Here is a 25,813-nt window from a genome sequence, read left to right as displayed (position 1 = left end):
CGGCGGCCCGACCGCCCCGCACGACTCGCGCGCCCTCCGACCCGCCCCGCGACCCGCCGCCCCGCACGACGCCCGGAGCCCGCAACCAGGTCCACCCCCCGCCGCCCAGCCCCACGCCCGCAGTCTGCGACCCGGTCCGCCCCCCGCGGCAGCGGACGACGCCCGCAGTCTGCGACCCGGTCCGCCCCCCGCGGCAGCGGACGACGCCCGGAGCCTGCGACCCGGTCCACGCCCCGCGGCCCCGGCGAACGGCTACCAAGCCGGCCGCGGCCCGGGCCCATCGCCGGAGCGACCCCCGGCCCCCGACCGAGGGGCCCGGGGCAGACCCCAGCCGCCTCGTCCGATGCCGCTCGCCGACGCGCCCACCATGATCCAGCCGCTCACGGTGGTACCAACGGTCGACGACGCCACGATGGTCCAGCGGCCCGTCGTGGTGCCCACGGTCGACGTCCCGACCACGATCATTCCGGCGATCTCCCGCGACGACCACGAGGCGACCACCGTTCTCCCGACGATTCCCGCTGCTCCCCCGGCAGAGCGCGTCGAGAACGATGACGACCCCCTCCCCGCACTCGCCGACGGGCCGGACGAGGCGAAGGACGCATCGCAGCCACGCCGGGGCGAACAGGTCGTGCAGCTGCGTCCGGAGCGCACGGACGAGGGCTACAAGAGCGTGTACTCGGAGTTGACGCGGCCGACGATCGGTTCGCGCATCCGCACCGGCGCCCGCGTCATGGGCGAAATGCTGATGACCTTCGGGCTCGTGGTTCTGCTCTTCGCCGCATACGAGGTGTGGGGCAAGTCGGTGATCGTCAACGCCCACCAGGAGGATCTCGGTACGCAGCTGGCGCAGGAATGGGACCAGCCCGAGCCGGACCCGACGGTCGGACCGACCCCATCCGCGACCGCGTCGCCCGCCGCGCCGAAGATCGGCAAGCCGATCGCCTGGCTGCACATCCCGAAGCTGGGTAAGAACTGGGTCGTCGTCGAGGGTGTGACGCAGCAGGACATCCGCTACGCCCCCGGCCACTATCCCAAGAGCGCCAAGCCCGGCCAGGTCGGCAACTTCTCGGTCGCGGGACACCGCAACCCCGCCACCTTCTGGCGCCTGGACGAGATACACACCGGCGACATCATCCTGGTCGAAAACAAGAACACCTGGTTCGTCTACGAGGTCACGCGCAACCACATCGTCAAGCCGTCGCAGGTGGAAGTGGTAGCGGCGGTGCCGAACAAGCCCGGCGTCAAGGCGACCGAGGCCATGCTGACGATCACCACCTGCAACCCCAAGTACGACAACTACGAGCGGCTGGTCGTGCACGCCAAGCTCGTACGCAGCCAGCCGAAGTCCGCCGGCAAGCCCGCAGAATTGGGAGGCTGAACCCGTGTACGCCTGGATCTGGCGACGGCTCCCCTTCGGGCTGGCCGGCAAGCTCACCGGCTCCGTGGTGCTCGCCACCGCGTTCGCCGCGCTGCTCTGGTTCGTGGTCTTCCCCTGGGCCGAGCCGCTGCTCCCCTTCGACGACGTCCAGGTCAGCCAGGACAGCGACGCGCCGGGTGGGCTGGACGGTCCGGCCGGTCCGGGCGGCGGGGACTCGAGCGTCGACGGCGGCGACCCCGGCCTCGACGGGCACGACCTGCCCTACGACACCGGACAGAACAACTCCGGCCCCTCGCCGACGGCTGACAGGTGATTCGATGCGCGTTCTCGTGATCGACAACTACGACTCGTTCGTCTTCAACATCGTCCAATACCTCGGTCAACTCGGCGCGGAGTGCGAGGTACGGCGCAACGACGAGATGGACCTGGCGGACGTTGGCCGCGCCGGCGCCGACGGGGTGCTGCTCTCGCCCGGTCCGGGCACGCCCGAACGGGCGGAGCTCTGCCTCGACATCATCCGCGAGTACGGCGGCTCGCTGCCGATCTTCGGCGTCTGCCTGGGCCACCAGGCGATCGGCGCGGCGTTCGGCGCCACGGTCACCCGGGCCCCCGAACTGCTGCACGGCAAGACGTCGCAGGTGCACCACAAGGGCGACGGAGTGCTCGCCGGCCTCCCTGACCCGTTCACCGCCACCCGCTACCACTCGCTGGCCGTGCTGCGGGAGACGCTGCCGGACGAGATCGAGGTCACCGGCTGGACGGAGTCGGGGGTGGTGATGGCGATGCGTCACCGCACCCTGCCGATCGAGGGTGTGCAGTTCCACCCCGAGTCCGTGCTCACCGAAGGTGGCCACACCATGCTCGCCAACTGGTTGGCCGCCTGCGGCCTGCCGGAGGCGCTGGACCGGGCCCCGGCCCTCGCCGCCGAGGTCGACGACCGTCGGCGCGGGGCCTTCATGGCCGCCTGACCCCTGAACGCCGAACGGCGCTCCGACCCGGATGGGTCGGAGCGCCGTTCGGCGTTATCACGGGCGCGTCAAGCGTCGGTCGTCGAGGCCAACCCCGCCCCCGATGCCGCCGAGTGGGCCAGGAGGGCTCGCAGAGGGCGACACGCTGGGATCAGCGGTCGGCTCCTTCCGGAGCTGCGTCACGACGATCGAGACCGTGCTGCCGGACTTGGCGGGCTGGCCGCCGCTCCCCGGGGTCTGGTCAACGACCTTTCCGGCGTTGGCCGCGTCGACCTCCGCACCCTTGATCACTCTGACGTCGAATCCCGCGTTGTCGAGCAGCGCCTTCGCCACGTCCTCCGTCTTGCCGACCACGTTCGGGACGTCCCGCAGATTGCCCCGCGAAACCTCGACCCGCACCCTCGACTTCGGCGCCACCGCCTGGCCCTGCTGCGGGACCCGGACGACCTCGCCCTGGCGGGCCGTGCCGTCGATCTTCACGATCTCGGCCTCGAGCCCGACCTTCCGCAGCTCTGCCGTCGCCTCCTGCTCGCTCAGGCCGACGAGCCGAGGCACCTGGACCGTGTCCTCGCCCACGCACACCTGCAGCGCGACCGGCTCGTTCTCCCTCACTGGCGTGCCGTTCTTAGGGTTCTGCTCCACCACCTCGTTGAGCTCGCAGCCGGTTTTCTTGACGTTCGTGACCGTCGACTGCAGCTTCATCCCAGCGAGCTCCGCCTGCGCCGCGCCGAGTTGCTTGCCGATCAGCTGCGGCACGGACACCTGGGTCGGCAGCTTGTCGTCGTTCTGGTCAGCGAAGATCAATCCTGCGATCACGGCGATCACCGCCAGCACGCCGACGGCGCTCAAGGTGGCGAGCACCCACGCGGAGGTCTTCCGCTTGGGCTGGCCGCTCCGCGCGGGCATCGGGCGGGTCGCCGGGCCCGACGTACGAACGCCGGCGCCCTGCGGCCCCATCGCGACCGTCTCGTCGTCGCGCAGCACGGGGGTGGCCATCACGGGCCGGCCGGCGGCGCAGCGGAGCAGGTCGGCGCGCATCTCGCCAGCGCTCTGGTAGCGGTTGGCCGGGTTCTTCGAGAGGGCCTTGAGGACGATCGCGTCGATCGGCGGCGTGACGTCCGGGTTGATCTCGCTCGGTGCCCGCGGGTCTTCCCGCACGTGCTGGTAGGCCACGCTGACCGGGCTGTCACCGACGAACGGCGGATGCCCGCAGAGCAACTCGAAGAGGACACAACCGCCGGCGTACACGTCGGAGCGTGCGTCCACGGCCTCGCCGCGGGCTTGCTCCGGTGAGAGGTACTGAGCCGTCCCGATCACCGCGCTGGTCTGGGTCATCGTGGTGGCACCGCTGGCCAGGGCCCGGGCGATGCCGAAGTCCATGACCTTGACCTGGCCGTTCTGCGTGAGCATCACGTTGCCCGGCTTGATGTCACGGTGGATGATCCCGTGCCGGTGGCTGAACTCGAGCGCGGCAGAGATATCGGCGGTGATTTCCATAGCGCGACGGGGCTGCAGCCGCCCCTCAGCGGCGAGCACCTCTTTGAGCGTGCGCCCGTTGACGAACTCCATGACGATGAAGGGCAGCGCCTCACCGGTCGGCGCGTACTCCTCGCCCGTGTCGTAGACCGCGACGATCGCCGGGTGGTTGAGCGACGCGGAGTTCTGCGCCTCCCGACGGAAGCGCTCCTGGAAGGTCTTGTCCCGGGCCAGATCGGTCCGGAGCATCTTGATAGCGACATCGCGGCCGAGCCGGAGGTCACGCCCCCGGTGCACCTCAGCCATGCCGCCGTAGCCGAGGAGCTCGCCGACCTGGTACCTGCCACCTAGCAGGCGGGCCTGCGCCGTCATCTCGTCTGTCGTCCTTCGCTCATGTGGTCGCCACCTTGCCGAAATGCAGAATGCGCGCCTACCTGGCGGTACGGCGCGCCCCACGAAGCGGCGTTATCGACGCCTACCTGTCTCGATGTCGTGATCATGCGCTCGGGCTCGCCGAGGCTGTTGGTCGGATTGTCCTGCCGCCAGTTGTAAGAGATCGCCGCGGAGCAGACCAACACCAATACGCCGAGCAGAATCGCCAGCACTATAAGTAACTGACGGCTTCCCGCATTCCCGCTGCGCTGCGCTGGGGCCGCCGTTCGGGCATGTCCGTAGGGATTCGGGTTCTGCGGGCGCGCTGGGGGTATGGACGCGGCCCCCCGATTGTATCCGGGCCCCGCGGGCGGGCTGGTCGGCGCGGCCATCGACGGGCCCCGCTGCGGCGCCGGCGCCGCCACGGAGGCGGCGGGCCGGTACGGCGGCGTCGACGTCGGTCTCCCTGGTGCGGGCGAGACCGGAGGACGTACCGGTGACGTGGCCCGGACCTGCGGCGCTGTCGGACGAGCGGGCGCGAGGGTTGCGGCCTGCCGTGCCACCGCCGCCAGAGTCGCAGCACTCGGCCAACGCGCTCCCGGGTCCTTGGCCAGCGCCCGTTCGACGATGGATCGGACCGCGGGGGGCGTGTCGGCCGGAAGGGGCGGAACGGGCTCCCGTACGTGCTTCATCGCGATATCGAGTGGGTTATCGCCTTCGAACGGGCGGCGACCGGAGAGGCACTGGTAAGCGACCACACCGAGGGCGTACACGTCCGAAGCCGGGCTGGCGGTCGACCCGGTCGCCTGCTCGGGCGAAATGTACGAGGCGGTGCCGAGCACCGAGCCGGCCGCGGTGAGCTGCCCCACGAGCTCGGACCGGGCGATGCCGAAGTCGGTGAGCACGAGCGTGCCGTTGGGGCGTACGAGCAGGTTGCCCGGCTTCACGTCGCGGTGCACGATGCCCTTGTCATGGGCGGCCTGCAGCGCGTCGGCCGCCTGCGCGACCAGCGCCATGGTGCGGGCGGGCGTGAGCCGTCCGACGCGGCTGAGCGTTCGCGACAGCGCGTCGCCCTCCACGTACTCCATGATCAGAAAAGCAATCTGCTGGTCACTGCCGTAGTCGTAGACATCGACCACGCCAGGATGGTTGATCGTCGCCATGGTGCGCGCCTCGCCACGGAAGCGCTCGGCGAAGCCCGGCTCGTCGAGCAGGGCCGGGAGCAGTACCTTCACCGCGACGGTGCGGCCGAGCACGTCGTCCGTGCCACGCCAGACGTCACCCATCCCGCCGCTGGCGATGCGCTCGTCCAGGCGATATCGCCCGCCGAGCGCGACCCCGGGGCTCAGCATGTCACTTGCCTCCCCGGTCAGCGATGACCGCCTTCATGATCTGACCGGCGATACGGGTGGCCTCGGCGCTGCCGCCGCTGCCCGCGGATTCGAGCATCACCGCGACGGCGCTGATCGGCTGTCCGTCCTTCATCACGAAGCCGATGAACCAGCCGTGGTCGTCGCTGGTCTCCCCGGCCTGCGCCGTGCCGGTCTTGCCGCCGACGGTGTAGCCGCTGATCCGGGCGTTCGTGCCCGTCCCGTTCTCCACTACGCTGCGCATCATGGCCTGCAGGTCGCGGGCGACCTGGGTGGTGACCGGCTGGCGCAGTACGCGCGGATCGGCGGTGTAGTGGATCGTCGTGCGGTCGGGGCCGAGGAGTTGCTGCACCAGGTAGGGCCGCATCTGACTGCCCCCGTTGGCCACCGCGGCGGCGATCATCGCCCCCTGCAACGGAGTCATCCGGACGTTGTTCTGCCCAATCGCGGACTGCGCGAGCGCGGCCTTGTCCTCGCCGCCGTCCGGGTTCTTGATCTCCCCCGTGCGGCTGGCCGCCACCGGCAGGCCACTGCCGGTGAGCCGCCCCACGCTCAGGCTTTCGTCCTCGAAGCCGAAGTCGCGCGCCTTCTTCTTGATGGTCTCCGCGCCGAGCCGCACCGCGAGCTGCGCGAACCCTGTGTTGCAGGACTCGGTGAGCGCGTCCGTCAGGGTGACCTGGGACTCCGGGCAGATGGACGGGTGGGCGTTGCGGATCGGGGTGCCCGAGGTCGGCGCGGTGTAACTGGGACCGGCCGGAATGTTGCTGCTGGTGGTGAGGCCGCTCTCCAGCGCCGCCGCCGCGTCGATGACCTTGAAGGTCGATCCGGGCGGAAGGACCTCACTGAGCGCACGGTTCTTCAGCGGACCGTTCTTGTTCTCCTCCAGGCTCCGGAACGCCGCGCCCGCCGCTTCGGTGTCGGGGCTGACCAACGGGTTGGGGTCGAAGCTCGGCATCGAGACCAGCGCCTGGATCGCGCCGGTCTTCGGGTCGATCGCGACCGCTGCGCCCTTCTTGACATTGACCCTGTTGTTCGCGAGTTCGCGGTACGTGGTCTCCTGCGCGCGGCGGGAGAGGCTCAGCAGAACGTTCCCGCCGGCGGTGTGGTTGCCGGTGAACAGGTCACGCACCCGGTCGGCGAAGAGTTGGTCGCTGTTGCCGGCGAGGAACTCGTTTTCGCTCTTCTCGATGCCGCTGGCGGCACCGTTGACCGGCTTGTAGCCCAGGACGTGGGCGTAGATGTCGTTGTTGGGGTAGACGCGCTGGTACTTCAGCTCGCCGTCCGTGGCCTTGCTCGTGGCGAGCGCCTTTCCGGCGGCCTCGATGTTGCCGCGCTGCCGGTCGTATTCGGCGACCTGGACACGCCCGTTGTAGTCGCTCGTGCGGTATTCGTCGGCCTTGTAGGCCTGCACCCAGTTGAGGTTGGCGAAGAGCAGGCCGAACAGGATCATGACGACCACGCCTACCCGGCGAAGCGGAGCGTTCACGGCTTGATCACCTCCGTGGGAGCGCCGTGCAGCTGGGCGGGTGGGCGGGCCGGCGCACCGGCGGGTCGGGCGGACGCGCTGCCGGTGATCGGCTGACCGGCCGCGTCGGAGATCCGGAGCAGCATCGCGATGAGTAGCCAGTTGGCCATCAGCGAGGAACCACCGGCCGACAGGAACGGTGTGGTCTGGCCGGTGAGTGGGATGAGCCCGGTGACGCCACCGACGATCACGAAGACCTGCAGGCCGAGGGTGAAGGCCAGACCACCGGCGAGAAGCTTGCCGAAGGAGTCCCGGACGGCCAGGCCGGCGCGCAGCCCGCGCTCGACGATCAGCAGGTAGATCACCAACAGCGCGGAGAGGCCGAAGAGACCGACCTCTTCGCCGATGCCGGCGAAGATGAAGTCGTTGTGCACCTCAGGCACCTTGTCGGGCTGACCGCCGCCGGGGCCGGCCCCGAAGAGCCCCCCGGTGCCGAGCCCGAGCAACCCCTGCACCAACTGGTAGCCCTCGTCGTATGCGCGGGCAAAGGGATCGAGCCAGATCGCGGCGCGCTGGTAGAAGTTGGCGAAGGGTCCACCGATGGTGCTGCCCAGGAAATACGCGAGGGAGGCGCCGCCGAAGAAGAGCACCAGACCGATGATCAGCCAGCTCACCCGCTCGGTGGCGATGTAGAGCGTGACCACGAACATGCCGAAGTAGAGCAGTGAGGTGCCGAGGTCCTTCTCGAAGACGAGGACCAGAAGGCTGAGCATCCAGACCCCCACGACCGGTCCGAGGTCGCGCCCACGGGGAAAGTCGATGCCGAGGAAGCGCCGGCTCGCCAGCGACAGCACCTCGCGCTTGCGTACGAGGTAGTAGGCGAAGAACGACAGCAGGGCGAGCTTGGCGAACTCACCCGGCTGGATCGAGAACTGGCCGACCCTGATCCACAGCTTGGCGCCGTTGATCTCCGAGTAGGCGCGCGGCAGCGCCGCCGGGATCATCACCAGCACGATGCCGGCCAGGCCCAGGGTGTAGGCGTAGCGGGAAACGGACCGATGGTCGCGGACCAGGATAAGCAGCCCCGCGGCGAGAACGACCGCTCCGAGCGTCCAGGCGAGCTGGCGGCCGCCCGTCCCGGCGAAGACCGGGAAGCTGAGTCGCTCGGCCGGGGCCACGTCGGCGAGATCAAGGCGACGCAGGAAGCCGACCCCGATCCCGTTGAGCAACGCCACAGCGGGCACCAGCGCCGGATCGGCGTAGGGAGCCCGGAAACGGATCACCATATGGAGGGCGAAGAAGACCGCCGCCAGCGATGCCGTCGGCACCCAGAAGTCCAACGTCACCGTCTGGAGCATGTTGGCTTCGATCGTGGCCGAGTACGCCGCCACCACCGCCAAGGACAGCGCCAGCAGCGCCAACTCGGCGTTCCGTCGGGTCTTGGATGGCCGGATGCGCGGCATCTCGCCCGTAATGCTGGGCGTGGCTGCCGATCCGGCGGGCGCGGTCACAGTGGGATCCCTCGGGTCGTCGAGTTGGCGCTCAGTCTGTCGGCCGACAGCCCGCCGGATCGGTGACCGGCGGCACCGTGTCGGAGGGTTGAGCGTCGGGTGTGGTGGCCGGCGCGCTGGGGGTTGGCGTCGGCGTCGCGCCGGGTGTCGGACCCGTCGTGGCCCTGGGGGCGGGCGTCGCAGCGGTCGTCCCGGTCGGGGCCGGCGTGTCCGGCCGTTGGATCGGGGAGCAGGTCGGCTTCAGGTTGGGGTTGAGCGGGTTTTCGTTGGTCAACTCGGCGAGTCGGCGCTGCGCGTCGGACTCGCTCTTGGCCTGAATGCCCTGCTTCACCCGCTCCTGCGCCACCGTGGTGAGGTCGTCCAGCGCGGTGTCGCTGCTCGCGTGCACGCTGGAGAGGCTGACCCCGGCGATCGCCCCCGGCATGCCCTGGAAGACCGCGAGTTGCCCGTCCTCCGTGGCGCCGACGTAGTACTGACGCTGGGTGTAGTTCCAACCCAACCAGAGGCCACCACCCAGAATACCCAGCAGGACCACGAGCAGGGCGGCTGTCCGCACGGGGTGCCGGCGCGGACGTTCGGGATCGTCACGACTCGCCGACGCGGCCGTCTCCGAGGACTCGGGGGTCGCCGCCCGGGGCGCCGGGGCGAACGCGGCCGAGGCACGAGCGGCCGGGGTCGACTCGTCCGCCGCGGTCGCCATGCCCCGGTCACGGGCGGCTGCGCCGCCAACGATCGGCGCCGCCTCGAGAATGTCCTGGTCCGTGGCGTCCGCCACGATCACCGTGATGTTGTCGGGGCCGCCGCCGCGCAGCGCCAGCTGCACGAGGCGCTCGACGCACTGCTGCGGATCGACGTATTCCCGCAGCGTGTCGCCGATCGTCTCGGCGCTGACCACGCCGGACAGCCCGTCACTGCAGATGAGGTAGCGGTCGCCCGGGAGCACCTGCCGCACCGAGTATTCCGGGTCGATGTCGCGGCCGTCGAGGGCGCGCGTCAACAGTGACCGCTGCGGGTGGCTGCTGGCCTCCTCGGGGCTGATCCGCCCCTCGTCGACCAGCATCTGGACGTAGGTGTCGTCCTTGGTGATCTGGGCGAACTCGCCGCTGCGCAGGAGGTAGGCGCGTGAGTCGCCGATATGCACCATGCCGATTTTGCTGCCCGAGAAGAGGGTCGCGGTCAGCGTGGTGCCCATGCCCTCCATCTGCGGGTTGGCATCCACGGTGTCACGCAGATTCTGGTTGGCGGTGTCGACGGCCGAGCGCAGGGCATCGACGAGAGCGTCACCGGGGACGTCCTCGTCGAGCGGAGCCATGGCACCGATGACGATGTTGCTGGCGACGTCACCGGCGGCCATGCCGCCCATGCCGTCGGCAACGGCGAGTAGCCGCGGTCCGGCGTAGACGGAGTCCTGGTTCCCGTCTCGGATCAGACCGCGGTCGCTGTGGGCCGCATAACGGAGGGTGAGAGTCATGGCCGTAACTCGAGAGAAGTGCGGCCGATGCGAATCGGCACGGCGAGGGGGACGGGGGTGGGCCCGGTGACCTTAGCGCGATCGAGGTAGGTCCCGTTAGTGGAACCCATGTCCTCGATGTACCACTGGCCCTCACGCGGGACGAGCCTCGCGTGCCGGGCGGAGGCATAGTCATCGGTGATGACCAGCGTGGAGTCTTCGGCGCGGCCGATCGTTATATGGGCCTCGCCGAGGGTGATCCGGGTGCCCGCCAGCTGGCCGGCGGTCACCACCAGTTGGCGTGCGGCGCGACCCCGCTTCACCTTCGCCGGACGGTTCTGCCCCGTCGCCGCGCCGACCCCCCGTGGCGCGGCGACCAGGCGACTGGATTTGGCCCCGGCGAACAGATCCCGGCGAATCACCCCGACCACGGTGAACACGAAGATCCACAGTAGGACGATGAACCCGATCCGGGCGACGGCCACAACGAAGTCGGGCAAGGCGTTAGCCGTCCACTCGGAACGTGAGCGTGGTCGTTCCGAGCTGGATCATGTCGCCCGGGTTGAGGGCCACGGCCGAGACTCGCTGACCGTTGACCATCGTCCCGTTGGTTGAACCCAGATCGGTGAGCACCACCTGCGCACCGTCGAAATCGAGCCGCGCGTGCCGGCGGGAGATGCCGACGTCGGGCAGCCGCAGGTTGGCCTGGTCGCCCCGGCCGATCACGGTCGAGCCCATCTGCAACGGATAGTTGCGGCCGTCGCCCGAGACCAGCCGGATGTTTCGGCCACCACCCTGCCCGGGCGGTGGACCGTACCCCCCGCCCTGCTCGTACGGCGGGTAGGCCGGCGGCGCTTCGTATGCCTGTTGCGGCACCGGCGCCACGTCACCCCCCGTGTAGACCTCGGCTGTGACCCGGAACATACCGGTGTCCAGCCCGTCGCCGCGCTCGATCTCGACGATCACGTCGCCGTAGACCGTCCAGGCCTGCTCGCCGATGAACTCCGCCTGTGACTGGGCGAGCTCCTGGGCGAGCGCCGCGGCGTACGGCGCGAGGCGGCTATGGTCATATGGCGAGAGATCGATCACATAGCGGTTCGGCACCAGAGTGCGCCCACCGGCCAGGATAGCCTTGTGCGCCTCAGCCTCCCGCTGCATGGCGTTGAGGATCTCCACAGGGTGGACGACCCCCTTGAACACCTTGGCGAAGGCCCCTTCTACCAGGCCTTCCAGACGCTTCTCGAAGCGTTGCAGCACGCTCACCGGCTCCTCCTCGGGTTCCGAGGACATGATGGTATCCGGCCGTCGCCCGTGCAGCTCGCACGACGATCGACCCCTGCTTACGGCCTGTCGTTAACGACCGATGTTGCCGTGCTATTCTTCCCAAGCGCCACGGCCGGTAATGCTGGTCGTGGCCAGCCAGGGACAGCGTAGTATGTCCCGGCACCTGCCGAAGGGCGGGATTGCAGATGCTCCTGGTGGAGCGGAGCAATCCACACGGGATTGAGTAGTATGTCCCGAGCCAGTCCTGGGGGAGTGGCGGAATGGCAGACGCGCACGGTTCAGGTCCGTGTGCCCGAAAGGGCGTGGGGGTTCAACTCCCCCCTTCCCCACCATCGAAGTAGGGGCCTCGCGAGACGCGGGGCCCCTACTTCGTGTCCGCGGTCACCGACGGGTGGCCGATGCCCGCCGCGCGCTCAGGCAGCGCTCAGCGGACCGCGTTATGCTCCTGACGTTCTGCTGCCCCCCACGTCTGGAGTGCCGTGTGAGTGTCGCGTTGGTGACCGGATCAGGTGGCCTGATCGGGTCGGAGGCAGTTCGGCATTTCGCCGGCCTCGGTCTCGACGTGGTGGGCATCGACAACGACATGCGTCGGGAGTTCTTCGGCGCCGAGGCCTCCACCGCGTGGAACGTGCGGCGGCTGAGCGCCGACCTCGGTGGGGCGTACACGCATCTCAACGTCGACATCCGCGACCGCGACGCGCTGGCGGGCATCTTCGGCCGTTATGGCCGCGACGTCGCGGTGGTCATCCACACCGCCGCGCAGCCCTCGCATGACTGGGCCGTGCGCGACCCCTTCACCGACTTCGACGTCAACGCCGGCGGCACGCTCAACGTGCTGCAGAACGTGCGCGACCACTGCATCGAGGCGCCGGTCATCCACTGCTCGACCAACAAGGTCTACGGCGACCGCCCGAACAGCCTCCCGCTCACCGAGCGCGACACCCGCTGGGAGATCGAGCCGGGCCACCCCTACGAGGGCGGCATCAAGGAGGACATGTCGATCGACTCCTGCCTGCACTCCGTCTTCGGCGCCTCGAAGGTGGCGGCGGACGTGATGGTCCAGGAGTACGGACGCTACTTCGGCATGAAGACGGCGTGCTTCCGCGGTGGCACGCTGACCGGGCCGGCCCACTCGGCGACCGAGCTGCACGGCTTCCTGGGCTACGTGATGCGGTGCAACATGGAGCGCCGCACGTACAAGATCTTCGGCTACAAGGGCAAGATGGTGCGCGACGCCATCCACAGCCACGACGTGGTCGCCGCCTTCGAGGCGTTCTTCCGCAATCCGCGCTCCGCGGCGGTCTACAACCTCGGTGGCGGCCGGCACTCCAACTGCTCGCACCTGGAGGCGTTCGCCCTCGCCGAGCAGATCTCCGGCCAGGCGATGGTCACGGAGTACCACGAGGCCAACCGGGTTGGCGACCACCAGTGGTGGATCGGGTCCAACGAGGCCTTCCAGCGGGACTACCCGGAGTGGAAGCAGATCTACGACGTGCCGATGATCCTGCAGGAGATCTACGAGGCCAACGTCGACAAGTGGGTGCCGCAGGCATGATCACGCAGGGTAAGCGCAACGTGCTCGGTGTCCTGGTCGACGCGGTCGACTACGAGGCCGCCGCCACCCGGGTGATCGCCGCGGCACACGAGCGCCGTCCCCTGGCGCTGACCGCGCTCGCCGTACACGGCGTGATGACGGGCGTGCTCGACCCGGCCCACAACGCGCGACTCAACTCCTTCGACGTGGTCACGCCCGACGGGCAGCCCGTGCGCTGGGCGCTCAACCTGCTGCACCGCGCCGGCCTCACCGACCGGGTCTACGGTCCCACCCTGACGCTGAAGGTGCTCGAACGCTGCGCGGCCGACGGTCTTCCCGTCTATCTCTACGGATCCACCGACGAGACGCTCGCCCGGCTCGTGCCCGCGCTCGAGCGAATGTTCCCGGCGCTGAAGATCGCTGGTGTCGAGTCCTCCAAGTTCCGCGCGGTGCAGCCGGGCGAGGACGCTCAGATCGCCGACCGGATCCGCTCGTCGGGCGCCCGGCTGGTGCTGGTCGGGCTGGGCTGCCCGCGCCAGGAGGTCTTCGCGTACGCGATGCGGCCGCTGCTGGACATGCCGCTGATGGCGGTCGGCGCGGCGTTCGACTATCACGCGGGGCTGCTGCGCAAGCCGCCGCCGTGGATGCAGCGCGCCGGACTGGAGTGGTTCTGGCGCCTCGGTCTGGAGCCGAAGCGGTTGTGGCACCGGTACGTGGTGCTCAACCCGGCCTACCTGGCCCGGCTCGCGGCGCAGAAGGTGAAGCTGTGGGCCGCCACGCCGCCTCCTGCGGCCACCGAGCGCCCGGCGTCCTTCAGCGTCTGACCCCGAGGGCTGACGCCGCTCTTCCCGGGATTCGTCAGGAAACCCCGGTCAGGCGCTGGCGAACGGGAATGCGCTTTCCTATGCTGACCGAATGATGAAGATCGACGACGCTCTGACTCCCGCGCTGCTCTTACCGAAGATCGATCGGTTGTGGGAGGCGTCAGCACAAAAGATCGACGCCATCGAGAAGAGCTGCCCGCCCGGCTCCCCGTCGCCGGTCTTCACCGTCGAGGGGCGGTACACGGCGCGCGGCTGGACCGAGTGGACCCAGGGCTTCCAGTACGGCTCCGCGCTGCTGCAGTTCGACGCGACCGGCGAGCAGCGGTTCCTCGAATCCGCGCGGGAGCGGACCGTCCAGGTCATGGCGAGCCACGTGAGCCACATCGGCGTGCACGACCACGGCTTCAACAACGTCAGCACGTACGGCAACCTGTGGCGGCTGATGAACGAGGGCCGGATCCCGTTCGACCGCGCGGAGCGCGACTTCTACGAACTCGCCTTGAAGATCACGGGGGCCGTGCAGGCGTCCCGTTGGCGCACGACCTCCGACGGCACCGGCTACATCTACTCCTTCAACGGTCCGCAGTCCCTCTTCGTGGACACGATCCGGTCGTGCCGGGCGCTCGCCGTCTCGCACCTCCTCGGCCACGTGCTGATGGGCGAGCGGGACGAACGGATCTCACTGCTCGGCCGCCTGATCGAGCACGCCGCCAACACCGCCCGGTGGAACGTCTTCTACGGCGACGGCCGCGACAGCTACGACCTCCGTGGCCGGACCGCCCACGAGTCGATCTTCAATGTCAACGACGGCAGCTACCGCTGCCCGAGCACGCAGCAGGGCTACTCCCCCTTCAGCACCTGGACCCGCGGCCTGTCCTGGGCCATGGCCGGCTTCCCGGAGCAACTGGAGTTCGTCGCCCTGCTCAGCGACGAGGACCTCGCCCCGTACGGTGGCCGCGGCGAGGTCGAGCAGATGATGCTGCGGGCGGCGACCGCGACCTGTGACTTCTACCTGGAGCACACGCCGGTCGACGGCGTGCCCTACTGGGACACCGGCGCCCCCGGCCTGGCGAAGCTGGGCGACTACCTTTCCCGCCCCGCCGACCCGTACAACGACCACGAACCCGTCGACTCCTCGGCGGCCGCCATCGGCGCGCAGGGGCTGCTCCGCCTGGGCCGCTATCTCACCGCGCGCGGTCGCGAGGAAGAGGGACGGCGCTACTGGCAGGCCGGACTGACCGTCTGCGCCACCATCTTCGACGAGCCCTACCTGAGCACCGACCCACGCCACCAGGGCCTGATCCTGCACTCCATCTACCATCAGCCGAACGGCTGGGACCACGTGCCCGCAGGGCATCAGGTCGCCAACGGCGAATCCAGCATGTGGGGCGACTACCACGCACGCGAGTTGGCGCTCTACGTGCAGCGCGTGGCCCGCGACGAGCCCTACTACGCGTTCTTCGGTCCCGGAGCGGACCGGTGAGCGGGACGCGGGCAGCGATCGTCACCGGCGGGTCGCGTGGCATCGGGCGCGGCATCGTCGTCGCGCTGGCGGGCGCCGGATACGACGTGGTGGTCAACTACGCGCGCAACGCCGATGCGGCGCGGGAGGTCGGCAAGGAGGTCGAGGCGCTCGGACGGCGCGCGCATCTCGTACAGGCCGACGTATCGCGGGCCGCGGACCGGCAGCGGCTGGTCGACGAGACCGTCTCGGCGTTCGGGCGGATCGACCTGCTGGTGAACAACGCCGGGGTGGCGCCCGACGTACGGGCCGACATTCTGGAGGCCGGCGAGGAGTCGTTCGACCGGCTGGTCGGGATCAACCTCAAGGGTCCGTACTTCCTGACCCAGCTCGCCGCACGGGCCATGATCGACCAGATCGACCGCGGCGTGCTCACCGCCCCGAAGATCGTCACGATCTCGTCGATGAGCGCCTACACCGCGAGCGTCAACCGCGGCGACTACTGCGTCGCCAAGGCGGGCCTCGCGATGTCCACCCAGCTCTACGCCGCCCGGTTGGCCGAGCACGGCATCAACGTCTACGAGATCCGGCCCGGCATCATCGAGACCGACATGACGGGACCGGTGAAGGCGAAGTACGACGATCTGATCTTCAACCAGGGGCTGACGCCGATCCGCCGCTGGGGGAAGCCGGACGACGTCGGCAAGGCGGTCGTCGCGGTCGCCACGGATCTGTTGCCGTTCAGCACCGGTCAGGTCATCGATGTGGACGGCGGGTTCCACCTGCGGACGCTGTAACCAAATAGCTGAGGTCCCGGCGCGGACACGCGCCGGGACCTCAGCCGACCCTCCCCAGGTCGGTCGGGGGGCTGACTAGAGCGTCAGCGTCCAGGTGTTGAGGTAACCGGTGTCACCGGAGTAGACGTCGCGGACCTGGAGCCGCCACGTCCCGTTCGCCGCCTCGCTCGACAGGTTGACCGTGTAGGTCGTGTTCACGTTGTCCGTGCCGTCGAGGAAGCTGCTGTTCTTCAGCCGGTAGGACGACCCGTCCGGAGCGAGCAGGTCGATGACCAGGTCACCGCGGAAGGTGTGCACGATGTTCACGGCGACCGTCGCGGTCGCGGAGGCGGCCCGGCCACAGCCGGCGATCGTGATGCCGCTGGTCACCGCCGCAGCGGCGTCCGGGATCGCGACGTCGGTGCCGTTGGTGCCCGAGCAGCCGCCACCGCCGGTGACGGTCAGGGTGTACGTCGCGGTCCGGCTACCCGAGGCGCCGGTGCCGGTGATGGTGACCGGGTACGTCCCCGCCGGGGTGCCGGCCGACGTCGAGATCGTCAGCGTCGAGGAGCTTCCCGACGTGACCGTGGCCGGGCTGAACGCGGCGGTCGCGCCGCTCGGCAGACCGCTCGCCGCGAGGGCCACCGACTGCGCCGACCCACCGGTGGTGGCCGTCGAGACGGTCGCGGTCACGGATCCGCCGGGAGCGGTGGAGCCAGCGGTCGGCGAGACCGACACGGAGAAGTCGTTGACCGGCGGCTGCCCGCCACCGCCGACGAAGAGCAGACGGTTGGGGGTGCCCGTGCCGACGTTGGTCACCACGTCGGGGGTCGACGTGTTGACCAGCTCGTCGCGCACCTGCTGCGGGTTCCACGACGGGTGCGCTGCCAGCACCAGCGCCGCGGCGCCGGCCACGTGCGGGGAGGCCATCGACGTACCGCTGATCGTGTTGGTCGCGCTGTTGTCCGTGTACCAGGCGGAGGTGATGTTGACGCCCGGCGCGAGGATGTCCACGCAGGTGCCGTAGTTGGAGAAACTCGCCGCGGCGTCGTTGTTCTGCGTGGCGCCGACCGTCACCGCCGCCGGGACCCGCGCCGGCGAGGTGTTGCAGGCGTTCTGCCGCTGGCCGAGGAAGTTGCCGTTGCCGGCGGCGATCGCGTACGTGACGCCGGAGTTGATCGAGTTGCTCACCGCGTTGTCGATCGCCGTGTCAGCCGACCCGCCGAGGCTCATGTTGGCGACGGCCGGCTTCACCGCGTTGGCGGTCACCCAGTCGATGCCGGCGACGACCTGCGCGGTGGTGCCGCTGCCCTGGCAGTTGAGCACCCGTACGCCGACGAGCTGGACGCCCTTGGCCACGCCGTACGCGGAGCCGCCGACCGTACCGGACACGTGGGTGCCGTGGCCGTTGCAGTCGTCGGCCGACCCGCCGTCGACGGCGTCGTACCCGCTGCTCGCCCGGCCGCCGAAGTCACTGTGGGTGAAGTTGACGCCCGTGTCGATGACGTACGCGTGGACCGTGCCGGCCGTGGTCGGATAGGTGTACGAGTTGTTCAGGGGCAGGTTGCGCTGGTCGATGCGGTCCAGCCCCCAGGACGGCGGGTTGGTCTGGGTGCCGGAGATCGTCACGGTCTGGTTCTGCTGAACGTAGGCGACCGCGGGGTTGGCGGCGATCCGCGCCGCCTTCTTCGCGTCGGCCTGCACCTCGAAGCCCCGCAGCGCGGCGCTGTAGGTGCGGCCGACCCGGCCACCGTGCAGGGCGGCGAGGTCGCGGGCGGCCGCGTCGACGCCGGTCCGGGTGACGGAGCTGTCCTTGAACACGACGATGTAGCTGTCGGCAACGGCGACGTCGCCACCCGCGTTCAGGATCACGCCTTGGGGTCCGGCTGCGGCGGCGGGTACGGCGGCCGCGGCCAGCATGGTCAGGGCGGCGGCCCCGACGAAGACGGATCTACGTGCGATGGGCATGACGTTCCTCCCCTCCGACCGGGACACGACCGCCCGCTCGCCCTCGGCGACGGATCAGCAATGTCCGATCAATGGAAGGCTATTGGCTCACCCTCGTCAGGACCAGATGCCGAAGTTCCTATATCACGCCGCGATGCCCTTACGGGTCGCTTGTCGGGGCGCGACCGGGGCCGCGCCCTGATGTGCGCACGCGGCCGGACGGCGAGGCTGAGGCCGTGGACATCAACCTCGCCATCCTGCTCGCGATGGCCGCTGTGTGGCTCACTGCCGGCGTCATCGCCGAAGGACTGCCGGGGATTCGGTCGGCCCGCGCGCTGCAGCGCCGGCTCGCCATCGTCCTGGTGCTGGTCGTTATCGGGCTCGCCGCGATGACCGGGGCCGGCCTCGTCGCACTCGTGACCGCGACTCCGGGCCCCGATCAGCTGGTCGGCGCGCTCGCGCTGCCGGCCGTACCGGCATCGGCGGTGGCGTTCGTGACCGTGCGCCGGCTGCGGCGGTTGCGGCACGGGGCCGCGGCGTTCGCCACGGCCCCGCACGTGCCCGCACCACCCACGCTGCGCGCCGGCGCCGCTCACCCCATGGTGGCGCTACCGGTGCAGCTCACCGCGCTGGGGGTGCTGCCCGCGGCGGTCACCGCGGCCGGCGTGCTCCGGCTGACCGGCGCGGCGATGATCGGGCCCGTGCTCACCGCCGCCGCGATCGGGGCGGCGGTGATCGGCGTGCATCACGCGCTACGGCACAGCCGGCTGTCGGAGCGAGCCGTGACGCGGTCAGCGACCGCGGTTCACGTCCTGCGCGTATAGCAGTTCAAGGATGGACCGGGCCGCCTCGAACCACCGGTCGAGCCAGTCCGGGCTGGGCGCGCTGCCCTTCGGCGGCAACTCCATCAGGAGGCCGCGCAGGACCGGGTGGTCGGCCAGTGATCCCCCGCCCGGCGCGTCGAGCCACCCCGCTGGCGGGAAGACCGGCTCCTTCAGCCCGCTGTCCAGCGACGGCAGCGTGGGAGGACGGCCGGCCGTCGGCGTCGGGCTCGTGGCGGAGCCGTTACGGGGAGCCAGGTCGGCATCGGCGGACTCGCCGTTGAGCACGGCGTCGCGGCGGCTGCCCCGGTACTGGCTGCCGAACCGATCCTGCGTGGCTGAGCCGTTGGTCAGATTCTCGGACCCCATCGTCATCACGTGTCGCCTGCCCCTCGCTCGGTCTGCGAACCCGCGCGGCGGGTTGACGCGGCATCCACCGCGCCGTTGGGTACAACGACCCGGTGCCACACCGGCGACGCCCCGAGCGGGTGATTACCACCACGCGGGATCCGGAGAGGTGGGATCAGGACAGGTCGAACTCCCCGTCCTTGGCGCCACCCACGAAGGCGTTCCACTCGCCGGGCGTGAAGATGAGTGCCGCCCCGGTCGGATTTTTCGAGTCACGCACTGCGATGGCGCCACCGACGAAGGCGACCTCGACGCAGTTGTCACAGTTGGGTCCGCTGCGCGAGCTCTTGTGCCACTCGGCGCGGCTCAGGTCAACTCGGAACCCCTTGATCTCAACGTCCACAATGGCTCCTTCGCCAGCTTTGCGATGACCGATGCGGATTCCTCCGGACGGAGGGCCGCCGCGCGGAGGTGATCGAAGATGAACACGTACTTCCGCAACTCGTCGGTCTTCTCCAGGAACAACCCGCCTGTGGCGTTCTCTGCGTAAACCACATCCGGATCACTCGGCTCGGGAAAGTCGAGAATCGCGAACGTGCCGTCCATGCCGGCATGCGCTCCCGCGTCGAAGGGCAGGATCTGCAGCGTCACGTTCGGCAGGGCAGTAGCTTCCACGAGCCGCTCCAGCTGGGCACGCATGACCTCATCGCCCCCGACCGGTCGGCTCACCACCGCCTCATCGAGCACCACCCACAGGTCGATCGGATCGTCCTGGATCAATAACGATTGGCGGCCCAATCGGACGCGGACCCGGCGTTCCACCTCGTCGGCGGTGATGTCCGGCCGAGCCGCCCGGATCATCGCCTTGGCGTAGTCCGCCGTCTGCAGGAGGCCCGGCACCACCTGCTGCTCGTATGCGCGGACGGACGAGGCCGCCGCCTCCAGGCCGACGTACGCCCCCGTCAGCACGGTGCTGTACGGATGCCACCAGCCCTTCTGCCGCGCCTCCCGGGCGATCTGCACGAGCTCGTCGCACTCGGTCCCGACGACGCCGTAGATGGCGAGCATGTCCCGCACGTCGCGCGGGGTCGCCGTCGTGTGGCCGGTCTCGACCCGTGAAACCTTGGACGCCGAACACTCCAGCCGCTCGGCGACACGGTCGATCGTCACTCCGGCCGCTTCCCGGCGACGGCGCAGCTCGGCGCCGAGTCGACGGCGGCGGATGGTCGGGCTCCGGCGCTCGGTCACCGGTCACCTCCAGGATCGGGGGTCGGGCGAGCGCGCCTATGGGACACGACGCGGGTGGCAGGCGGAGCAGTCCGGTCCGGCCTGCGGCAGCGCCGCAGTCGGCCGGCTGGGGCGCCGGAACATCAACTAGCAATTCCACCCGTACCAGGCATGCACGCAGGCCCATCTTGCAACTTGCATTGAGCATACGGTTCGTGCACCCTGTCCGTATGCCACGGGTTACTCAGCGTCGCGGATCGGTCGGGAAAGGCGTTCAGCCGCGTCTCCCACGATCCACCGGACGGGTGACCACGGCACCACAAATGCATTGTCAGGAGGCACCACCACGCTCCGTGGTGAAGGCCTCGGCGCTGTATGCCGCAGGTGCTACGGCGGCGGGTGCGGCTGCGGAGTCGACGGGTGTTGGCCGGGCCCCGACGGGGCGCCCGACGACGGGACGGCCGTGAAGCGCAGGCCCGGCCAACGCCCCGATCGGGTCAACCTGACCGGCTGATCCCGGGCGGGAGATGCCGGGTGGGTGCGCCCGGGAGTGAAACTCGATCGCACGGCGAAAACGGCAGTTTCGGGACAGGAGTCGATGTGCTACCCCGCTCTGGTGACGTCCTCCACGTGACCCGCGCGGCGAGCGTCCAGTTCGCCGAGCCACTGCTCTTTCGGGTGATCCGGGTGCACGACTGGCCGACGTACGACGGCTGGATCTGGCTCGACGGGTACGAGCTCAACGCCGCGGGCGACGCCGTGGAGCGGCGATCCATCTTCGTTCAGGTCAGCGGCCTCCGCCAGGTGCATCCGAGCGCCGAGTTGCGCCCCCGCACGCTCCGCCGCGCGGGCACCATGTCGGCCGCCGTGCCGGTCCGCGCCGGCTGACCGCGAAACGCGGCCGCGACCACGGCTCGCGCCCGCCCGCCGATCCCGCCGTCATCACCGTGTCGCGGTCGCCCGCGGCGTGGCCGTCCGAGGGGGCGTGGTCGGCGCCGACGGAGGTACGGCGATCACCAGCGTGACGCGCGTGCCCGGCCGAACGGCGGCGCCCTCGGGTGGGTCGGTGGCGATCACCGTTCCGAGCGTCTGCTCCGAACCGCGGTACTGCAGCCGGTAGATCAGCCCCGCGTCGTCGAGCAACCTGCGCGCCTCCTCCTCGGGCAACCCCAGCACGGGCGGCACCTGCACGGGAGCGATCGTGGTCGCCGAGGGCGTCGGTTCGGCGGTCGTCGGCGCGGCGGAGGTGGGCCGCACCGGCGCGGGCGTCGTGGCGGCGCTCGGAGACGGCGACGGTGACGGCCGCACCGGGCCGGGTCCTTCATCACGCGCCTGATTGATCAGCCATATGCCGAAGCCCAGGAGAGCGAGGAGCAGCAACGCCACGAGCCCCAGGAGGATCGGCAGCCACCATCGGCGCGGCCCCTCGTTGTCGCCGGGCCCCCAGTCCGCGGGCGCCTGATCACGGACCGGCGCACCGCCCCATGGCGGAACCTCTGCCCGCCCCGCCCAGGATCCGGGTGTCGACGGCAACGGGGCGGTCTGGTCTCCTCCCGGCCGGTATGCCGTCTCATCACTCCGGGGCAACCGGGCGGTCTGGTCCCCGGGAGGGAGCGGCACCGTGTCGTCACGACGGGGCAGCGGGGCGGTCTCGTCGACGCCGGACGTACCCGTGTCGTGCGTCGGCCGCGCGCCCTCCGTTGGTTCGGAGTGGGGCTCGGCGTCCCGGTCGTGGAACGGATCGAATCTCTGCGTCTGGTCCGGGCCCTCGTCCCGGCCCGGTCCGCCCGGGCCGTGCGCCGGATCGCGGGGCTGCTGAGGGTCGTCGGCCATGTCACGTCCTCTCCGCGCCGCTGGCGATCCGGCCAACAGTGACCAACTTATCCCGTCTGTGCCCCATTCCGAGCCTCGGCACGTAAGCATCCGCGACTTCGGGGTGGACTCATGGCGCGGGGGATCCGCTCGGCGCGGCTCCGCAGAACAGCTTCACCCGGTCGTTCCACTGCCGCTCACCCGACGGGTCCGGATCCTGCCGCACCACCCGGCCGGACCGACCCGTCGGATATTCCGGGTAAAGGCCGTGATCGACGACCAGGGCCGCCGCGTCGGCGCAGGAAACACCCGTCACCGAGGGGACGGTGGCGGCGGGCGCGGCTCCCCCGACGTGCACCTTCACCGTGACGCCGCGGCGCACCATCACGCCCCCGGCCGGCTCCGTCCGCTCGACGCCGCGGTCGTCCCCCGACGCCGCGAAGACCAGTTGCACGCCGAGCCCGAGCGCGCGCATCTGCCGTCGGGCCGGTTCGAAGTCGACGCCGACCATGTCGGGAAGGACGAACTGCCCGGACTGTGGGCGCTCCGTCGCGGCGGAGGGCCGAACCGGCGAGGCCGTGACCGGCGCGGTGGCGGCGCGGGAGGGCGTCACCGAGGTCAGCGCAGGAGTGGGCGACCCGGAGGCGACGCCACCGGCGTTCTTCGACGGGTTGTCCCGGCCGGGATCGGCCAGCAGCCAACCGCCGATCGCACCGATCGCGCTGAGGAGCAGCAGCCCGGCAGCACCCGCCGCGATGAGCCTCGGACGACCCGGCGATCGGGATGTCGCGGCGTCGGTGCCGCCCCAGGTCGCGCTTCCGTCACTCATTGCGACCGCCTCACCATCCAGCAGGCCATGACCGTCCCGCCGATATCTCAGATCCGACCGTTACCAGTGTGCGGGCCCGGGGCAACTCGGGTCGTCCCGCTACGCCCGGTTACCGACGGAGTACGCGCGTCGACATCGATGCCCGCGGTTCGCCTCGCCAGCGGCTGAACGCTACGCTGCCCCGCATGGCCGTACGAGGCTGGGTTGGATCCGTCGCCGGCGCGATCGGCATCGCTGCTGGTGTGAGTGCCGCGCAGCTCGGGTTGGGCTATGGGCTCGGCATCATCGCCTGGTTGCCGGCCACGGACCGCGCCGGTGAGGCGGCCTGGGTCGCGAGCCTCGCCTGGGCGGCCTGGATCGGCGCGACGTCCACTGTCGTCGGCTCGGTCTGCGCCCAACGACTGTTCGCCGAGCGCACCCCGCAATCCACTCTGGACGGGGAACGGATGCGTCCGTCCGCCGTCGTCACCGTGCTCTCGCGGCTGGCACTCGCGACCGCGGCCGCGGTCGGTGCGCTCGTCACCGTCGCACTGGTCGCCGTGCCGGCGAGGGGGGCGACCCGCGCGGACACCTTCTCACCGCAGACGATCGCCGCGGGATACGCGGTGGTCGGCGTGGTCGGCGGGCTGCTCATGGCGATCTGGGCGCTCGCCTCGCGCGCGGCCGCCGCGAACGTGGTCGCCACCGTGGCGTGGCTGTGGCTGCTCGCCGTCGTGGCGGTCGTTGATGGTGCGCTCTCCGGACGAGGCCTGACCAGCGCGCAACTCGGCGTCTGGCAGATCACCACGGACAGCGACCGGTTCTGGTTCCGCGACTACTTCTACTGGCCGGGAGCGGTCCTGTCGCTCGGTTCGGCGCTGCTGATCGGTGCGCTCGCGGCATGGCCGGCGGCCCGACGATCGGAGAACCGCGTCGGTGGCGCGATCTCCGGCGGCGTCGGCCCGCTCCTCGTGGCCGCCGCCTATTTCCTGGCCGCGCCCCGGTTGGCGGGCATCCGCGCCGAGCAGTTGTCGGCGCATCTGATGGCGCCGTACGCGGTGATCGCCGGCCTCGCGGGCTCGGTGCTCATCACGGCGATGATCCAGCGCGCGCAGCCGTCGCCGCGTTCCGCCGACGCCGCCGCACCGGAGCACGACGAGCCCGCGCCTTCGCCGTCGGCCGAACAGAGCGACAATCCGCTGCCGACGGATCAACCGGCGCCCGTCTACACGCCGGCGCCCGTCGCGGAGCGACCCAGAAACCGACCGGCACGCGGGACCGCGGCGGTTTCCACCGCGGTCCGTCCCGTGGCGTCGTCCGTGCAGGACGCGCCGAAGGGAAAGCCGCGCCGCGCCGGCCGCCGACCGCAGTGACTGGCCGCAGACGCGCCTAACGACAGCGGCCGGCGGAGCAGGTTGCCCCGTCAGTCAGGGACCGGCCACGTGTGCACCGGGGCGTTGCTCCGCTGCAGCTCGCCGTAGCGCTGCAGCATCTCGTGCAGCGCTGCCGTGCGACTCATCCCGCGTCCGCGCTGGGCAGCCGACACCGCCTCGGTCTGCCAGACCGCGCCGTTACGGCCGGTGCGGCATCGCTCTTCGATGATCCCGAGCAGCCGGTCGCGGTCCGCCGGCCGGACCCCGAACCGGTCCAGCCCCGCGTACGCCTTGGGCAACAGCACGTCGAGAACCAGGTCCGTGACGCGCACCTCGCCCATACGCGGCCAGTAGACCGTGGCCGCGATGCCTCGCCGCGCCGCGGAATGGAAGTTTTCCTCGGCGGCGCTGAACGGCAGTTGACTCCAGATCGGACGATCTGCCTCGGCGAGCTCCCGCGCGAGTCCGAAGTAGAACGCCGCGTTGGCGAGCATGTCGACCACGGTGGGTCCCGCCGGCAGCACCCGGTTCTCCACCCGCAGGTGTGGACGCCCGTTCATAACGTCGTAAACCGGCCTGTTCCACCGGTAGACCGTGCCGTTGTGCAGCCGCAACTCCCCCAACATCGGCACGCCACCGTTGTGCAGCACCTCGACCGGGTCCTCGTCCTCGCAGATCGGGAGCAGCGGCGGGAAGTAGCGCACGTTCTCCTCGAACAGATCGAAGATCGACGTGATCCAGCGTTCGCCGAACCAGACGCGGGGCCGTACGCCCTGGGCCTTAAGCTCGTCGGGGCGCGTGTCAGTGGCCTGCTCGAAGAGGGCGACCCGCGTCTCGGCCCACAACTGCTTGCCGTAGAGGAAGGGAGAGTTGGCGCCGACCGCGACCTGGATGCCGGCGATGGCCTGCGAAGCGTTCCAGTAGTTGGCGAAGCTGTCCGGTGCGACCTGCAGATGGAACTGGACGCTGGTGCAGGCCGCCTCGGGCGCGATCGAGTCGGTGTAGGTCTGCAAGCGCTCCACGCCAGCGATGTCCAGGCCGATGTCCTCACCGCGGGCCGTGACGATCTGGTCGTTGAGCACCCGGTAGCGCTCGTTGGTCGAGAGGTTGTCCAGCACCAGGTGCCGAGGCGTGAGCGTCGGCAGGATGCCGATCAGGATGATCGTGGCGTGGGCCTTGACGGCCCGGTCCTCCGCCCGGCCGAGACTCGCCCGCAGGTCCTCTTCGTAGTCGGTGAAGCCGGCTCCTTCGATCAGCCGGGGGCGCGCGTTCAATTCGAGGTTGAACTGGCCCAACTCGGTCTGGAAGGTGGGATCGGCCAGGTTGGCCAGGATCTCGGCGTTGCGCATGGCCGGCTCGGCCTGACCGTCCACCAGATTGAGCTCGACCTCGAGGCCGGTGGTGGGGCGGTCGGCGTCGAAGCCGAAGTCGTCGAGCATCAAGGCGAAGACGTCGAGACATCGGCGCACCTTCTGCCGGTAGCGCACGCGGTCCTCTCGAGAGAACACGCCCGGCGGGACGTCCTTGCCCATGTGCCCTCCCGGCGCGAGGCGGTGTCGACGCGGTCCGGGGGCTATTGCCCACCGTGCAGCCCGATGCAACTT

Annotated in this window: 24 protein-coding genes and 1 tRNA gene; 11 read left to right on the top strand and 14 right to left on the bottom strand. The window is 70.2% G+C overall.

Going from position 1 to position 25,813, the window contains the following annotated elements:
• The first annotated feature begins 343 nt into the window (after nucleotides 1-343).
• Genes AB0J06_RS22040 through AB0J06_RS22030 form a run of 3 tightly spaced genes read left to right on the top strand, consistent with a single transcriptional unit; the run spans nucleotide 344 to nucleotide 2,349 of the window.
• Nucleotides 344-1,381: a class E sortase gene (locus AB0J06_RS22040; protein WP_357430833.1), complete on the top strand. Its 1,038-nt coding sequence runs from the start codon at nucleotides 344-346 to the stop codon at nucleotides 1,379-1,381.
• Between the two features lie 4 nt (nucleotides 1,382-1,385).
• Nucleotides 1,386-1,694 carry a hypothetical protein gene (locus tag AB0J06_RS22035; protein WP_357430832.1) on the top strand — a complete coding sequence of 103 codons (309 nt, stop codon included), beginning with the start codon at nucleotides 1,386-1,388 and terminating at the stop codon, nucleotides 1,692-1,694.
• Nucleotides 1,695-1,698: 4 nt separating this feature from the next.
• A complete protein-coding gene (locus AB0J06_RS22030; protein WP_357430831.1) occupies nucleotides 1,699-2,349 on the top strand; it encodes an aminodeoxychorismate/anthranilate synthase component II in 651 nt (216 codons plus the stop codon).
• Between the two features lie 57 nt (nucleotides 2,350-2,406).
• Here the strand turns inward: AB0J06_RS22030 and pknB are convergent, their stop codons facing one another.
• From pknB to AB0J06_RS21995, 7 genes are all read right to left on the bottom strand, one after another.
• Nucleotides 2,407-4,197 carry a Stk1 family PASTA domain-containing Ser/Thr kinase gene (pknB, locus tag AB0J06_RS22025; protein ID WP_357430830.1) on the bottom strand — a complete coding sequence of 597 codons (1,791 nt, stop codon included), beginning with the start codon at nucleotides 4,195-4,197 and terminating at the stop codon, nucleotides 2,407-2,409.
• Entirely contained in the window at nucleotides 4,194-5,549 is a 1,356-nt protein-coding gene (locus AB0J06_RS22020) for a protein kinase (RefSeq protein WP_357430829.1), read from the bottom strand. Before AB0J06_RS22020 ends, pknB begins: the two co-directional genes overlap by 4 nt.
• Nucleotide 5,550: 1 nt before the next feature.
• Nucleotides 5,551-7,053: a penicillin-binding protein 2 gene (locus tag AB0J06_RS22015; protein ID WP_357430828.1), complete on the bottom strand. Its 1,503-nt coding sequence runs from the start codon at nucleotides 7,051-7,053 to the stop codon at nucleotides 5,551-5,553.
• Nucleotides 7,050-8,495, bottom strand: coding sequence for an FtsW/RodA/SpoVE family cell cycle protein (locus tag AB0J06_RS22010; RefSeq protein ID WP_357430839.1), 1,446 nt, complete (start codon nucleotides 8,493-8,495; stop codon nucleotides 7,050-7,052). The genes AB0J06_RS22015 and AB0J06_RS22010 overlap by 4 nt, the downstream gene beginning before the upstream one ends.
• A 79-nt stretch (nucleotides 8,496-8,574) precedes the next feature.
• Nucleotides 8,575-10,014: a PP2C family serine/threonine-protein phosphatase gene (locus AB0J06_RS22005; RefSeq protein ID WP_357430827.1), complete on the bottom strand. Its 1,440-nt coding sequence runs from the start codon at nucleotides 10,012-10,014 to the stop codon at nucleotides 8,575-8,577.
• A complete protein-coding gene (locus AB0J06_RS22000) occupies nucleotides 10,011-10,493 on the bottom strand; it encodes an FHA domain-containing protein (RefSeq protein WP_357430826.1) in 483 nt (160 codons plus the stop codon). Before AB0J06_RS22000 ends, AB0J06_RS22005 begins: the two co-directional genes overlap by 4 nt.
• A 4-nt stretch (nucleotides 10,494-10,497) precedes the next feature.
• The gene (locus AB0J06_RS21995) at nucleotides 10,498-11,283 is read right to left on the bottom strand and encodes a DUF3662 and FHA domain-containing protein (RefSeq protein WP_357430825.1); all 786 of its coding nucleotides are present in this window, start codon (nucleotides 11,281-11,283) and stop codon (nucleotides 10,498-10,500) included.
• A gap of 240 nt (nucleotides 11,284-11,523) precedes the next feature.
• On the opposite strand from AB0J06_RS21995, the gene AB0J06_RS21990 reads away from it, so the two are divergent.
• The 5 genes from AB0J06_RS21990 to AB0J06_RS21970 all read left to right on the top strand — a co-directional run bounded on the left by AB0J06_RS21990 (nucleotide 11,524) and on the right by AB0J06_RS21970 (nucleotide 15,894).
• Nucleotides 11,524-11,609: transfer RNA gene (locus tag AB0J06_RS21990), tRNA-Leu, on the top strand.
• A gap of 107 nt (nucleotides 11,610-11,716) precedes the next feature.
• Complete coding sequence (locus tag AB0J06_RS21985) at nucleotides 11,717-12,832, top strand: NAD-dependent epimerase/dehydratase family protein (protein ID WP_357430824.1); 1,116 nt, start codon at nucleotides 11,717-11,719, stop codon at nucleotides 12,830-12,832.
• Entirely contained in the window at nucleotides 12,829-13,635 is an 807-nt protein-coding gene (locus tag AB0J06_RS21980) for a WecB/TagA/CpsF family glycosyltransferase (protein WP_357430823.1), read from the top strand. Before AB0J06_RS21985 ends, AB0J06_RS21980 begins: the two co-directional genes overlap by 4 nt.
• A 91-nt stretch (nucleotides 13,636-13,726) precedes the next feature.
• Complete coding sequence (locus AB0J06_RS21975; protein WP_357430822.1) at nucleotides 13,727-15,118, top strand: hypothetical protein; 1,392 nt, start codon at nucleotides 13,727-13,729, stop codon at nucleotides 15,116-15,118.
• On the top strand, nucleotides 15,115-15,894 hold the full coding sequence (locus AB0J06_RS21970; RefSeq protein ID WP_357430821.1) for a 3-ketoacyl-ACP reductase: 780 nt from the start codon (nucleotides 15,115-15,117) through the stop codon (nucleotides 15,892-15,894). Before AB0J06_RS21975 ends, AB0J06_RS21970 begins: the two co-directional genes overlap by 4 nt.
• A gap of 75 nt (nucleotides 15,895-15,969) precedes the next feature.
• On the opposite strand, the gene AB0J06_RS21965 is transcribed toward AB0J06_RS21970, so the two are convergent.
• Nucleotides 15,970-17,841 carry a S8 family serine peptidase gene (locus AB0J06_RS21965; RefSeq protein WP_357430820.1) on the bottom strand — a complete coding sequence of 624 codons (1,872 nt, stop codon included), beginning with the start codon at nucleotides 17,839-17,841 and terminating at the stop codon, nucleotides 15,970-15,972.
• A gap of 215 nt (nucleotides 17,842-18,056) precedes the next feature.
• Here AB0J06_RS21965 and AB0J06_RS21960 point away from each other — a divergent pair, with 215 nt between their 5' ends.
• A complete protein-coding gene (locus AB0J06_RS21960) occupies nucleotides 18,057-18,644 on the top strand; it encodes a hypothetical protein (RefSeq protein WP_357430819.1) in 588 nt (195 codons plus the stop codon).
• On the opposite strand, the gene AB0J06_RS21955 is transcribed toward AB0J06_RS21960, so the two are convergent.
• The 3 genes from AB0J06_RS21955 to AB0J06_RS21945 form a co-directional block, all read right to left on the bottom strand.
• On the bottom strand, nucleotides 18,612-19,019 hold the full coding sequence (locus AB0J06_RS21955; protein ID WP_357430818.1) for a hypothetical protein: 408 nt from the start codon (nucleotides 19,017-19,019) through the stop codon (nucleotides 18,612-18,614). The two genes, AB0J06_RS21960 and AB0J06_RS21955, sit on opposite strands and share 33 nt — an antisense overlap.
• Before the next feature lie 145 nt (nucleotides 19,020-19,164).
• The gene (locus tag AB0J06_RS21950; RefSeq protein ID WP_357430817.1) at nucleotides 19,165-19,392 is read right to left on the bottom strand and encodes a DUF397 domain-containing protein; all 228 of its coding nucleotides are present in this window, start codon (nucleotides 19,390-19,392) and stop codon (nucleotides 19,165-19,167) included.
• Entirely contained in the window at nucleotides 19,356-20,237 is an 882-nt protein-coding gene (locus AB0J06_RS21945) for a helix-turn-helix transcriptional regulator (protein ID WP_357430816.1), read from the bottom strand. Before AB0J06_RS21945 ends, AB0J06_RS21950 begins: the two co-directional genes overlap by 37 nt.
• A gap of 579 nt (nucleotides 20,238-20,816) precedes the next feature.
• Between AB0J06_RS21945 and AB0J06_RS21940 the strand changes: the two genes are divergently transcribed.
• Entirely contained in the window at nucleotides 20,817-21,104 is a 288-nt protein-coding gene (locus AB0J06_RS21940; RefSeq protein WP_357430815.1) for a hypothetical protein, read from the top strand.
• 54 nt (nucleotides 21,105-21,158) lie between these two features.
• Here AB0J06_RS21940 and AB0J06_RS21935 read toward each other — a convergent pair whose 3' ends face one another.
• Both AB0J06_RS21935 and AB0J06_RS21930 read right to left on the bottom strand, forming a co-directional pair.
• Entirely contained in the window at nucleotides 21,159-22,049 is an 891-nt protein-coding gene (locus AB0J06_RS21935; RefSeq protein WP_357430814.1) for a PASTA domain-containing protein, read from the bottom strand.
• A 109-nt stretch (nucleotides 22,050-22,158) separates the two neighbouring features.
• Entirely contained in the window at nucleotides 22,159-22,857 is a 699-nt protein-coding gene (locus AB0J06_RS21930) for a PASTA domain-containing protein (RefSeq protein ID WP_357430813.1), read from the bottom strand.
• Between the two features lie 185 nt (nucleotides 22,858-23,042).
• On the opposite strand from AB0J06_RS21930, the gene AB0J06_RS21925 reads away from it, so the two are divergent.
• On the top strand, nucleotides 23,043-24,209 hold the full coding sequence (locus AB0J06_RS21925; RefSeq protein WP_357430812.1) for a hypothetical protein: 1,167 nt from the start codon (nucleotides 23,043-23,045) through the stop codon (nucleotides 24,207-24,209).
• A 50-nt stretch (nucleotides 24,210-24,259) separates the two neighbouring features.
• On the opposite strand, the gene AB0J06_RS21920 is transcribed toward AB0J06_RS21925, so the two are convergent.
• Entirely contained in the window at nucleotides 24,260-25,741 is a 1,482-nt protein-coding gene (locus tag AB0J06_RS21920) for a glutamate-cysteine ligase family protein (RefSeq protein ID WP_357430811.1), read from the bottom strand.
• Nucleotides 25,742-25,813: the final 72 nt, after the last annotated feature.

This window comes from Micromonospora sp. NPDC049679 (genome assembly GCF_040659735.1).
Classification (GTDB): domain Bacteria; phylum Actinomycetota; class Actinomycetes; order Mycobacteriales; family Micromonosporaceae; genus Micromonospora_I.
This window is presented reverse-complemented; position numbering and strand designations above follow the sequence as displayed.